Genomic DNA, 12,412 nt, shown 5'->3' with positions numbered 1-12,412 from the left:
CGCTATGAGCGATTTAGTGGTTTGATGGCGTTGAAAAGAAGATTGAAAGGAAAATCAATGAATAAAAAACTCACAATTGGAAGCTTGGTGTTGTTGCTAAGTGCATGTGCGTCGAGTCCTGAGCAGTTGGCAAAAGAGGGGGATTGGTTTCAGATCGGTTATCAAGATGCAGTCAGTGGTCACACTGAGCGGTCTTATAAAGAGCTAATGGATCTGGGTGCGGTCAAACAAGACGATTACGAGCAAGGTTACAGTGAAGGGTTAACGGAATATTGTAATCCGAATTTTGCCTATCAGATTGGCTTATCAGGTCAATATTACGAAGGGATTTGTGAAGGAACGGCGCAGGCACAAAAATTTCGTATGGAGTGGCAACGTGGCTGGAATGAACATAGCCAATAACGTTGTCTCTTAAATAAGACGCCATGGTGGCTTGTTTTTGCTCTGACATTTGAACTGGATCACTTTGTTGTAATTCACCGATTAATGGTTCATTAGAAGAGAAGTCACAGAATGAGAAAGCTATTACTTGTTGGTTTAGTGCTGTTGCCATTGACTGCTGGTGCAAGCAATGCGTTAAAAGAGACGATCAAAATGAAGCGTAAATACGATCATAATAAGCATCGTATTACCAACACGATCAACAATACCCAGCGCAATATCAAAGAGCTCTCGAATGGCACTTATGTTGAAAACCAACTTAAGCGTGAAGTGAACCAAGCGACAGACAAATACACTGATAAAGTCGATCGGGTGAAAAACATGACCAACCCGAATGAAATCAAGCGCCGCGCAAAAAATGAAGCCAATCGCCAGTTTGATGAATGGCTATACGAAGAGTAAAAAAAGGTGACCAAAAGGTCACCTTTTTTTCTAGCTGTCACTATGACTTTCAACCGCTTTACGTAAAAAACCATCTTGTCGGGTTAATTGTGTCCTAGCCATTTCAATATCCATTCCAGTCAGAATCATCAAAATTGCCAGCTTAACGTCGTATTGCGTTTCTTCGAGGATTTGAGTCGCCAATTGCTTCTCACACTCTGTTGCTTGCATGACAATGCGAGCGGCGCGGGCGACCAATTTTTTATTAGTGGCTTTAACATCAACCATAAGGTTTTGATAGCTCTTACCAAGGCGGATCATCGACGCCGTGGTGAGCATATTTAACACAAGCTTTTGTGCCGTACCTGACTTAAGACGAGTTGAACCTGTTAATGCTTCTGGCCCGACAACGGGACTAATGGCGATCTGCGCTTCTTCTGCAATCGGTGAATTTGGGTTGCAAGAGAGTGCTACGGTCACTGCGCCAAGTTTGTTTGCATACGTTAAGCCACCAATGACGTAAGGCGTTCGGCCACTGGCAGCAATACCGACCAAGACATCTTGCGAATTAAACTGAATCGCTTGAAGGTCTGACTCTCCAAGTTCGGGGGAATCCTCTGCACCTTCTTTGGCTTTTAATATGGCTTCTGGACCACCAGCAATAAGGCCAAGCACCATTTGGTCAGATACGCCAAATGTCGGTGGACATTCTGAAGCATCAAGCACACCCAAACGACCACTGGTACCTGCGCCCATGTACACAAGGCGTCCCCCTTGTTTAAACGCGGCTGTGATCTTATCTACGGCGTCAGCTATCTCAGGCAATACTTTTTCAACCGCAAGTGGGACCTGCTTGTCTTGTTGGTTAATGCGCTCAACAATTTCAAGTGATGAAAGCAAATCGATATCCATGGTTTCTGGGTTACGTCCTTCTGAAACCAAATGAGACAGAGCGGCAATCAGGGCATCGTTTGTCATGATAAACCTTATTTGTTAGGCAAAATACAACACGCCAAGAGAAGCGAACTGTGTTGCACCGGTGACTTCCGGTAAGTTACTAGGTAAATTGTGTATCCGACGTTGCGCTAACCACGCAAACGCCATGGCTTCCATATAGTCGCTGTCGACACCTTTCTCTGAGGTTGAACATACCTGCCACTGCGGTAAGAGTTCTGCAATGCGAGCCATCAATAGGGGGTTTTGAGCGCCGCCACCACAGACTAATAATTCCGGCTTAGCACCTATCAAAAATTTGGAGACCTCGTCAGCGATGGTCACCGCGGTATATTCGCATAAGGTGCGTTGCACATCTGCTTCATTAATGTCAAAGCTTGTAAGTTGTTGTTCTAGCCAAGGTAGATTAAACAGCTCTCGCCCGGTGCTTTTAGGTGCAGCTTGATTGAAGTAGGGCTCGCTTAATAGTTGGGTTAGCAACTCGGAGTGAGCCTGTCCTTGCTTGGCAAACTGTGCATTTTTGTCGAACTTCGCACCAGTGTGTTTATTGCACCAACTGTCCATCAACATATTGCCCGGCCCCGTGTCGTAACCTAAGACTTTTTCATGTGGGCGGATGACCGATATATTGGCAATTCCCCCAATATTGAGTACCACGACACTAGAGTCACTAGATTGAAAAATGGTTTGGTGAAATGCCGGGACCAAAGGCGCGCCTTGACCACCAAGCGCCATGTCTTTTCGACGAAAATCTGCAACTGTATCGATACCTGTTCTACTGGCGACAATGTTGGCATCGCCAAGTTGCATCGTAAAAGGTGCATCGCCAGTTGGCTGGTGGAATACGGTTTGTCCATGATTACCAATGGCGCGTATTTGCGTTGCTTGGTAACCCGATTTATCGAGCAAAGCGAGCACGGCATCGGCAAACAGGTGACCCAGCAAATGATCAAGTTCACCGATTTCTTTCAAGTTGGTTTGCTGGCCAATGCAGACATTGAGAAGCCGATTTTTCAGCGACTCAGGTATTGGGTATTCATCGTGCGCCAACAATTGAATGTTGTTGTCTGCAATGGTTACTAATGCGGTGTCCACGCCATCCATACTGGTGCCGGACATTACGCCAATGTAAAGCTCTTGTTTTGTCATGGTCAGAATCCGCTGCCGATTATTGAAAGCCATTGTAATGCAATAATAAACCGAATAATCTGCCTGCATAGAAGATATTTGCAATGGCTGGGAGAAAATATGGGACCGCTATGGGTTGATGTGGAAGGCTATGAGCTGAATGCTGAAGATCGTGAGATCTTGCAGCACCCGACCGTTGGGGGCTTAATCCTATTTACACGTAATTATCACGATAGTGAACAATTACAAGCGTTGGTCAAATCAATTCGAAATACGGTGAAACGCCCTTTTTTGATCGGTGTTGACCAAGAAGGAGGACGAGTTCAGCGTTTCCGTGAAGGTTTCTCCCGTATACCCGCAGCACAGCAATATGCAGAGCAGGCAAATGGCGAACAACTGGCTGAGCTAGGCGGCTGGTTAATGGCGGCTGAGTTAATTGCTCATGATATTGACCTTAGTTTTGCCCCTGTGTTGGACAAGGGACATCAATCTAAAGCCATTGGCAATCGTGCCTTTGGCGAGGATATCGAGACCATTTTGACTCATAGCATGGCTTATATGCGTGGTATGAAGGCGGCGGGTATGGCAACGACAGGAAAGCATTTCCCAGGGCATGGTGGAGTGCTGGCCGATTCGCACCTAGAGACGCCAATCGACAACCGTAGCGATATTATCGAAACAGATATGGCGATATTCAAAGCGCAAATTGATGCATCCATGTTGGATGCGATGATGCCGGCTCATGTTGTTTATCCTCATTATGATCCTGAGCCAGCCAGTGGTTCTGAATATTGGCTAAAGCGCGTGCTCCGGGAGCAGCTTGGTTTTAACGGCCTGATTTTTTCAGATGATTTGACCATGGAAGGCGCCTCTATCATGGGAGGGCCAGCAGAGCGTGCCCATCAGGCGCTAGTTGCAGGTTGTGATATGTTGTTGGTTTGCAATCAACGTGATGCTCAGGTCGAAGTATTGGATAACCTGCCAATCCTTGAAACTCCAATTGCACAAACGATGCTGAAAAAGCAAAGCTATACGCTATCTGAACTGCGGCTTTCACCACAATGGAAACAAGCTTCAGAGGCGATGACGCGTCTATTGGAGTGTTAATTCTACTGTTAAAAAAGAGCCGCTTTAGCGGCTCTTTTTCATTTTGGAAGTAGGGTGGGATTAGTGAAAGCCCAGCATTTCTTTTAAGGTTTTTAGGTAGCGGCGGCTAACCGGAACCTTATGATCGCTGAGTGTGATAATTTCGGCTAAACCATTTTCCAACAGTTTAATTTCTTTAATCGCTTTCACATTAACTAGATATTGGCGATGGCAGCGCACCAATGGCGTTTTTTCTTCCAGAATCTTTAATGTTAATTGGCTGGTTGCTGTTTGCTCTGTCGTTTGTACGTGAACCCCACTGATATCGCTGTATGCACATTCCACTTCTGAGGTAGGAATGATCATAATGCGATTGAGGCCAACACAAGGCACTTGATCTAAGGTGGCAGGAGAAAGCACCGTGACGTCAGGTTTCACTTCACTTTTCAGCAGGCGAACCAGTGTTTTCTCTAAACGAGCGGTGTCGACAGGCTTTAATAAATAATCAAAGGCATTTTCTTCAAAGGCTTGTATGGCAAACTGGTCGTAAGCCGTGACAAATACCACTTTCGGCATGGTATCAGGATCTAACATTCCTAAAAGCTCTATGCCCGTAACTTGTGGCATTTGGATATCAAGAAAGACCACATCCGGTTTAAGCTGATTGATTTTCTTTAACCCTTCAATGGCATTTGCCGCTTGATCAAGAACCTCGATCTGGCCGGTTTCTTCGAGCAGTTCGGTGAGCTCTTCGCGCGCAAATAGTTCGTCATCAATGACCAGTGCTGAAAGCATGTTATAACCTTAATCCGTTCCTTGGTTGGGGATAATAAAACTCATTTGGGTAAAGCGTTGCGGTGCCACATCGATACAAAGTGCGCTATGGCGACCAAACTGGTTACGTAAGCGTTTATCCACAATTTGCATGCCTAATCCAATATGGTCTTCGTCTGGTGTGGTGTAACTCCCTGCATTGTCCTCAACAATGATTCGAGTCCCACCATCAACGTTTTCGCTGAAAATACGAATGATGCCACCTTCAAGCCGGTTTGAAATACCGTGTTTAATCGCATTCTCAACCAAGGGCTGTAGTGTAAAGCTTGGCAGATTTCGTTCAAGGATCGAGTCATCAATATTGAACTCAACATCAAGACGATCGGTAAATCGGGCTTTTTCTATGGTGAGATAAGCATTTACGTGTGCCAGCTCTTCTTTTAAGGTCACCGTCTCTATATTTTGCTTAAGATTACTGCGGAAAAATTGTGACAAATGCTGGATGAGTTCTCGAGCCTTAGGAGGATCGCGACGGATGACCGCACTGATGGTGTTCAGTGCATTAAATAGAAAATGTGGATTAACTTGCGCATGTAACAGCTTAATTTCTGCCTGAGACAAAAGGTTTTGCTTTTGTTGGTAGTCACCATACAGGATCTGACTGGAAAGCAATTGCGCTATCCCTTCTGCCATCGACATATTAATCGTAGAGAACAGTTTTCTTTTTGGCTCATAGAGCTTAATGGTACCGATGACTCGATCACCAGTGCGTAAAGGAATGATCAGGGCAGAGCCTAGCTTACACTGAGAGGATATCGAGCATTGATAAGGTTTCTCTTTTCCGTCTAGGTAGATGATGTCATTTTTCTGGATGGCGTCTAAGGTGCTTTGAGATGAAATTGGCGTATCGGGTTTATGGTGATCATCACCAATGCCTACGAATGCGAGAATCTTCTCATCATCGGTAATTGAAACCGCGCCGACATTAGTCTCCTCATAAATAATACGAGCAATTTTTTCTGCATTTTCAGTGTTAAATCCAGAAGCAAGGATACCGACAGAGCGTTCCGCGATATTGAGTGCTCGACGGGAAAACGTGGCTGAATACTCCTCAAAAATCGTTTTTCTATCTTGAAGAATACTCATAAATAGAGCAGCGCCGACAGAGTTAGCAATGATCATTGGGGCAGCGATCTCCGAAACAAGTTCATAAGCCTCATGAAATGGTTTTGCGACAATCAAAATGATCACCATCTGGACAATTTCCGCGACTAATGTAATTGAAAAGACGATGCTGGGATTAAAGAGACTTGCCCCTTTCCCTTTGCGAACGAGATAGGTATGCAGTAATCCACCAATCAGCCCTTCTGCGGTGGTTGAGATAGCACAGGCCACATCGGTAAAGCCGCCAAGTGAGTACCTATGCATACCTCCAGTTAACCCTACAAGGAATCCAACTACGGGCCCCCCAAATAACCCACCCATAACTGCGCCAATGGCCCGGGTATTGGCAATGGCATCATTGATCTGTAAGCCAAAGTAGGTCCCCATGATACAAAAAAGTGAAAATAGGACGTAAATGCTGATCTTATGGCTTAAGCGGCTGGAAATATTCAATAATGGTAAAAAAATTGGGGTCTTACTCAACATGTATGCCAGTACTAAGTACACACACATTTGTTGAAGTAACGAAAGAATCAGATCCATAGTATTCGCTGCATGGGCAATTTGCTCTTGATTTTAGTCGAGTTAATGGTGAGAAAACATGGCTATAACGCTCAAATACGGATAAAGATAAAAAAGAAATAGGTGTAAATTATATCTTACATAATGTGTATTTTATATTTTACGCTTGCAATGTGAGATTAGATTGTTATTTTATGGTTAAGCGCAAAAGTCAGTCGAGGATGTGACTGGCTGTAATTTAAAATGTACAGGTCGTAAGTTATGCAAAAAAGTGAATTGAGTAATATTAACATCAGTGAAGAGAAAGTTCTGATCACACCTGATGAATTGAAAGCAAAGATCCCATTGTCTGACAATGCTCGCCGCTTTATTCAAGAGTCTCGTCAGACGATTGCAAACATTATTCAGAAAAAAGATCACCGCCTCCTTGTGGTATGTGGTCCTTGTTCTATTCACGATCTTGACGCGGCAAAGGATTATGCGCGTCGCTTGAAAGCGCTCTCTGAGCAGCTCAATGACCAACTTTACATTGTTATGCGCGTTTATTTTGAGAAGCCTCGTACTACCGTTGGCTGGAAAGGATTGATTAACGATCCGCATCTTGATGGCAGCTTTGATATTGAACATGGATTGCATGTTGGCCGCCAACTGCTGGTTGAACTGGCTGAAATGGAGATCCCACTAGCCACCGAAGCTTTAGATCCGATCAGCCCTCAGTACCTTGCTGACACATTTAGCTGGGCTGCCATTGGCGCACGTACAACGGAATCACAAACCCACCGTGAAATGGCCAGTGGTTTATCGATGCCTATCGGCTTTAAGAATGGTACCGATGGCAGTTTGGCGACGGCGATCAATGCGATGCAAGCTGCATCGTCAAGCCATCGTTTTATGGGGATTAACCGTGAAGGTCAGGTGGCGCTTCTTACCACTCAAGGAAACCCTAATGGTCACGTGATCCTGCGTGGTGGTAAACAAACAAATTACGATTCAGTCTCAGTGGCTGAATGTGAAGAAGAGATGAGCAAAGCGGGCTTAGATGCTTCTTTGATGGTGGATTGTAGTCATGCAAATTCGCGTAAAGATTACCGTCGCCAACCCCTAGTGGCGGAAGATGTATTACATCAAATTCGTGAAGGGAATAAATCCATTATTGGCTTAATGATCGAGAGTCATATCAATGAAGGAAACCAATCTTCTGACATCCCTCTCAATGAAATGCAATATGGCGTATCGATTACCGATGCGTGTATTAATTGGGATTCAACTGAGGCATTATTACGTCATGCGCACTCTGAGTTGGTGCCGTTCTTGGAAGATCGCCTAAAGGGAGAGTAGGGAAGTCCATGGCTGTAGAACTGAACGAATTGAGAGATCAGATTGATGCTGTCGATAAACAGATGTTGGATCTATTGGCTCAACGATTAGCATTGGTTGAAAAAGTGGGAGAAGTGAAAAGCCAGTATGGTTTGCCCATCTATGCCCCTGACCGAGAGGCTGCTATGCTTGCCTCTCGACGTGAGGAAGCGGAGAAGAAAGGCGTTCCGCCACAACTGATTGAAGATATTTTACGTCGAACCATGCGTGAGTCTTACGCCAGTGAAAAAGACTCTGGTTTTAAATGTCTTAACCCAGAGCTGCGTTCTGTCGTGATCATCGGTGGTAATGGTCAATTGGGTGGTTTGTTTGGTCGCATGTTTAAGTTATCTGGCTACCAAGTGAAAGTGTTAGGTAGCAAAGACTGGCATCGTGCTGATGAGATCTTAGATGATGCTGGACTTGTCGTTGTTACGGTTCCTATTCATCTCACTCAAGGAGTGATCGAAAAGCTTGAGCGTTTACCGCAAGATTGTATTTTGTGTGATCTCACCTCAATCAAGTCGAAACCACTGCAAGCAATGATGCAGGTGCATAATGGTCCAGTAGTTGGTTTGCACCCAATGTTTGGTCCTGATGTTCCAAGTTTGGCGAAGCAGGTCATTGTTTACTGCCATGGCCGCGGAGAGCAGCATTACCAATGGTTATTAGAGCAATTTTCGATTTGGGGTGCGAGCTTGTGTCAAATCGATGCGTATGAGCATGATCATGGTATGACTCTCATTCAGGCACTGCGTCACTTCACATCCTTTGCTTACGGCTTGCATCTGAGCCGTGAGAACCCAAGCCTCGATAAACTGCTGCAACTCAGCTCCCCGATTTATCGTCTCGAATTAGCGATGGTGGGCCGTCTGTTTGCTCAAGATCCAAACCTTTACGGTGACATCATTCTTGCTTCTGAAGAAAACATTGAAATGATCAAGCGTTTTCACCACTGCTTTGGTGAAGCGTTACAGATCCTAGAAGGTCATGATAAGCAAGCCTTTGTCGATAGCTTTGCGACCGTCAGTGAATGGTTTGGAGATTACTCATTACAATTTATGGCTGAGAGTCAGAACCTACTCAAACAAGCCAATGATTCTATTCATCGCGGGTAACTAAAAAGAGCTGCTGCTGCAGCTCTTTTTGTTGGTATCTCAATTTGTAGTTAATCCGGTTTCGGCGGTTGTATCACTTTTTACTGTATCTAAGTTAAGTGGTGGGGTGGTGTTATTGGTTAACGTAACTTGCAGTCGTACCACATCATCTATCATTTTAACTAATGGCCCCCAAGTGACCTTTTTCTCTTTTTCAAACAGTGAGTCAAAGTTATCAGGAGTCCAAGTCATGGTGTTTTCAGGGTTGAGTGGCCGGCCAAGAAAATGCACTTCGTAGTGCAGGTGTGGGCCAGTTGAGTTTCCTGAATTTCCGCAACTGGCGATTTTTTGGCCTTTGCGAACAAATTCTCCTCGGCGTACATGAAACTTCGCTAAATGGGCATAGGAACTTGTAAAGCCAAACGCATGACGCATGGTGACGTAGTTTCCGAAACCTCCAGTGCTTGGTCGAGCCGATTCAATAACGCCATCAGCGGGCGCGTATATTGCGCTTCCCATATCGCAGGTTAAATCAACCCCAGAGTGCATACGACGTTGCCCTGAAATAGGATTGATGCGGCGACCAAAAGGTGAGGATACGCGGTTGTATTCCAATGGGGTGTCGTTTGGGATCATGCGAAACATGGTTGCACGTACTGCAGAATCGATTGCTGCTGCATCAACCCGCTCTTCTAACGAGCGTTCATTATTGCTTTCCTCTGTGCGACTAATCCCAAGGACCGATTCAACATCAAAGACCCGCTTCCCTAAGGTTTGAAGCTGGGTTTGTTTTTCTTCTAACTCAAGAGATAAAGAATGAGCGACGTCCAGTTGCTCGTTGTATTGCTGCTCTAACTCGCTCTTTTGTTGTTCTGTTTGACGTACTTGGTTGAGCAATTGCTGGTAGTCATCTTGCGTATTTTGCTGACTACGCCATGTGGTATAGAGGTAGCTCGCAGCGGTGCAAGTGATCAAAATGATAGAGCTTAGTATGATGAGAGCGGTTTTTCTGGTGATATAAAAAAGCTGCTCTCCATCAGAAGAAGGGATAGAAATCGTTATTTTTCGTGACATATCGCATTAGTTATGGGGAGATTCCCCTAAATCCGATAGGTGTTCTAGCTCACGGTGTAGCAAGCTGTCGTCACCTACGTTGAGTTCTACCAACCGCTTCAAGTGTCCAATACTATTGATATCGATATGATCGATGCTCATTCTTAGTATTCCGTTGGAGCCACTTATCAAGTTGCCAACCAACTGAATAACGACATCACTGTCGGGAAGCGAAAATTCAACATCTACGGTTTGATTAGGGGTCAATTTATCTGCTTGTTCGGACTTTAATAACAGTCCGTGCAGTGATAAATCATTTACTTCTGCGCTAATTGTTGTGCCATTTTGCTGCAAAGTTGCTTGTGCCTGATAAATAATGCGTGAAAAGCGACGTCGTTCAGTCATGGTTATCCCTCATATAGACTTCTAAGAAGCTTAGCAGAATCCAAGTAGCTTCAATGCGTTACCGTTCGCAATTATATTATAGCCCCTAAGAACACAAGCTAGCGCAACCATATAAACCGCAAATAAATAAGGCCGCTAATCATAGCGGCCTTTGTGCAAAATTCAAGCAATACTATTTAGTAATTCGCTTGTACTTGATGCGATGTGGTTCCGCTGCCTGAGGACCAAGGGTCTTCTTCAGCCACTCCATGTATTCAGTATAGTTGCCTTCGTAGAAGTTAACCTGACCTTCATCGCGGTAATCAATGATGTGTGTCGCGATACGGTCAAGGAACCAACGGTCGTGCGAGATAACCATGGCACAGCCAGGGAACTCAAGCAGAGCTTCTTCTAGTGCACGCAGTGTTTCAACATCTAGGTCGTTGGTTGGTTCATCGAGTAGCAATACGTTACCACCTGCTTTAAGCAGTTTAGCAAGATGCACACGGTTACGTTCACCACCAGACAGTTCGCCGATGATTTTCTGCTGATCAGAGCCCTTGAAGTTAAAACGAGAGCAGTAAGCACGAGCAGGGATTTCAAAGTTGTTGATCTTGATGATGTCAGCGCCTTCAGAAATCTCTTGGAATACGCTGTTCTTATCATTCATTGAGTCACGGAACTGCTCTACAGACGCCAGTTTCACCGTATCACCTAACTCAATCGTGCCTGAGTCTGGCTGTTCAGTGCCACTTAGCATTTTGAATAGTGTTGATTTACCTGCACCGTTGGCACCAATGATACCGACGATGGCTCCTTTTGGAATGCTAAACGATAGGTCATCAATCAGAACGCGGCCATCGAATGACTTAGTCAGGTTGTTCACTTCGACAACTTTATCACCTAGACGCTCACCTGGTGGGATGAACAGTTCGTTGGTTTCGTTACGTTTCTGATGGTCAGTATTTTGTAGTTCTTCAAAGCGCGCCATACGTGCTTTAGATTTCGCCTGACGACCTTTCGGGTTTTGACGAACCCACTCAAGTTCTTTCTCAATGGTTTTTTGGCGTGCTTTTTCTTGAGATGCTTCTTGTTGTAGACGCGCATCTTTTTGCTCTAGCCAAGAAGTGTAGTTACCTTCCCATGGAATACCTTCACCACGGTCAAGTTCTAGGATCCAACCTGCAGCGTTGTCTAAGAAGTAACGGTCGTGGGTGATTGCCACTACTGTACCTGTGTAGTCGACAAGGAAGCGCTCTAGCCATGCTACAGACTCCGCATCCAAGTGGTTGGTTGGTTCGTCGAGTAGTAGCATGTCAGGTTTTTCTAGAAGCAGACGACAGATAGCAACACGACGACGTTCACCACCTGATAGGTGTCCAATCTTCTGATCCCACTCTGGCAGGCGTAGTGCGTCTGCAGCGCGTTCTAGCGCGTTGTCTAGGTTATGACCGTCTTTTGCTTGAATCAATGCTTCCAGTTCGCCTTGCTCTTTTGCAAGTGCATCAAAATCGGCACCTTCTTCGGCATAAGCCGCATATACCGCGTCAAGACGCTTAAGTGCATCAGCAACGTCAGCAACCGCTTCTTCAACCACTTCACGAACGGTTTTCGACTCGTCGAGTACCGGCTCCTGAGGGAGGTAACCTACATTTAGCCCCGGTTGTGGACGCGCTTCACCATCAATGTCTGTATCAATGCCAGCCATGATACGTAGTAGCGTTGATTTACCCGCACCGTTCAGACCTAAAACACCGATTTTTGCACCTGGGAAGAAGCTAAGAGAGATGTCTTTCAGAATTTGACGCTTAGGTGGCACGATTTTGCTCACCCGCGACATGGTATATACGTATTCAGCCATTGCCGATCGTTCCTAACAATTGAGTCATAATAAAAGGGCATTCTATACCAAGAAAGCAGGATTTGTTACCACCCAAATGAAAGGTAATCAGGAATGATAAGGTCTATTAATCAATCTCATTGTAACTAATTAATGCTTTTGTCTAGTATGTCACTCCTGTGTGAAATTATGATGATTTAAGATCTTTATCCTTTACTTACCCCATGAGTAT

Annotated in this window: 12 protein-coding genes; 5 read left to right on the top strand and 7 right to left on the bottom strand. The window is 45.0% G+C overall.

All coding sequences use genetic code 11. The features are described 5' to 3' along the window. The first annotated feature begins 57 nt into the window (after positions 1-57). Both ACQEXS_RS16200 and ACQEXS_RS16195 read left to right on the top strand, forming a co-directional pair. Entirely contained in the window at positions 58-402 is a 345-nt protein-coding gene (locus ACQEXS_RS16200) for a DUF2799 domain-containing protein (RefSeq protein ID WP_427011467.1), read from the top strand. Positions 403-513: 111 nt separating this feature from the next. Beyond that, positions 514-843, top strand: coding sequence for a hypothetical protein (locus ACQEXS_RS16195; RefSeq protein ID WP_367988261.1), 330 nt, complete (start codon positions 514-516; stop codon positions 841-843). A gap of 30 nt (positions 844-873) precedes the next feature. On the opposite strand, the gene murQ is transcribed toward ACQEXS_RS16195, so the two are convergent. Continuing rightward, a complete protein-coding gene (gene murQ / locus ACQEXS_RS16190; RefSeq protein WP_367988262.1) occupies positions 874-1,800 on the bottom strand; it encodes an N-acetylmuramic acid 6-phosphate etherase in 927 nt (308 codons plus the stop codon). A 15-nt stretch (positions 1,801-1,815) separates the two neighbouring features. Continuing rightward, positions 1,816-2,925 carry an anhydro-N-acetylmuramic acid kinase gene (locus ACQEXS_RS16185; protein WP_427014519.1) on the bottom strand — a complete coding sequence of 370 codons (1,110 nt, stop codon included), beginning with the start codon at positions 2,923-2,925 and terminating at the stop codon, positions 1,816-1,818. Between the two features lie 99 nt (positions 2,926-3,024). Between ACQEXS_RS16185 and nagZ the strand changes: the two genes are divergently transcribed. Next, positions 3,025-4,011 (top strand): beta-N-acetylhexosaminidase, encoded by a 987-nt coding sequence (gene nagZ / locus ACQEXS_RS16180; RefSeq protein WP_427014518.1) that lies wholly within the window; start codon positions 3,025-3,027, stop codon positions 4,009-4,011. A gap of 60 nt (positions 4,012-4,071) precedes the next feature. On the opposite strand, the gene btsR is transcribed toward nagZ, so the two are convergent. Both btsR and ACQEXS_RS16170 read right to left on the bottom strand, forming a co-directional pair. Continuing rightward, a complete protein-coding gene (gene btsR, locus ACQEXS_RS16175) occupies positions 4,072-4,785 on the bottom strand; it encodes a two-component system response regulator BtsR (protein ID WP_367988266.1) in 714 nt (237 codons plus the stop codon). 9 nt (positions 4,786-4,794) lie between these two features. Then, positions 4,795-6,471, bottom strand: coding sequence for a LytS/YhcK type 5TM receptor domain-containing protein (locus ACQEXS_RS16170; protein WP_427014517.1), 1,677 nt, complete (start codon positions 6,469-6,471; stop codon positions 4,795-4,797). Between the two features lie 240 nt (positions 6,472-6,711). On the opposite strand from ACQEXS_RS16170, the gene ACQEXS_RS16165 reads away from it, so the two are divergent. Then, positions 6,712-7,788: a 3-deoxy-7-phosphoheptulonate synthase gene (locus tag ACQEXS_RS16165; RefSeq protein ID WP_427014516.1), complete on the top strand. Its 1,077-nt coding sequence runs from the start codon at positions 6,712-6,714 to the stop codon at positions 7,786-7,788. A gap of 8 nt (positions 7,789-7,796) precedes the next feature. Next, complete coding sequence (gene tyrA, locus ACQEXS_RS16160; protein ID WP_427014515.1) at positions 7,797-8,924, top strand: bifunctional chorismate mutase/prephenate dehydrogenase; 1,128 nt, start codon at positions 7,797-7,799, stop codon at positions 8,922-8,924. Positions 8,925-8,963: 39 nt separating this feature from the next. On the opposite strand, the gene ACQEXS_RS16155 is transcribed toward tyrA, so the two are convergent. The 3 genes from ACQEXS_RS16155 to ettA all read right to left on the bottom strand — a co-directional run bounded on the left by ACQEXS_RS16155 (position 8,964) and on the right by ettA (position 12,201). After that, entirely contained in the window at positions 8,964-9,977 is a 1,014-nt protein-coding gene (locus ACQEXS_RS16155) for a M23 family metallopeptidase (protein WP_427014514.1), read from the bottom strand. Between the two features lie 6 nt (positions 9,978-9,983). Then, positions 9,984-10,361: a PilZ domain-containing protein gene (locus ACQEXS_RS16150; protein WP_427011476.1), complete on the bottom strand. Its 378-nt coding sequence runs from the start codon at positions 10,359-10,361 to the stop codon at positions 9,984-9,986. Positions 10,362-10,533: 172 nt separating this feature from the next. Next, a complete protein-coding gene (gene ettA, locus ACQEXS_RS16145) occupies positions 10,534-12,201 on the bottom strand; it encodes an energy-dependent translational throttle protein EttA (RefSeq protein ID WP_367988273.1) in 1,668 nt (555 codons plus the stop codon). Between the last annotated feature and the right edge of the window lie 211 nt (positions 12,202-12,412).

Source organism: Vibrio sp. TRT 17S01 (assembly GCF_050113695.1).
Taxonomy (GTDB): domain Bacteria; phylum Pseudomonadota; class Gammaproteobacteria; order Enterobacterales; family Vibrionaceae; genus Vibrio.
The sequence above is the reverse complement of the archived record's forward strand: the minus strand, read 5'-3'. Positions and strand labels throughout refer to the sequence as shown.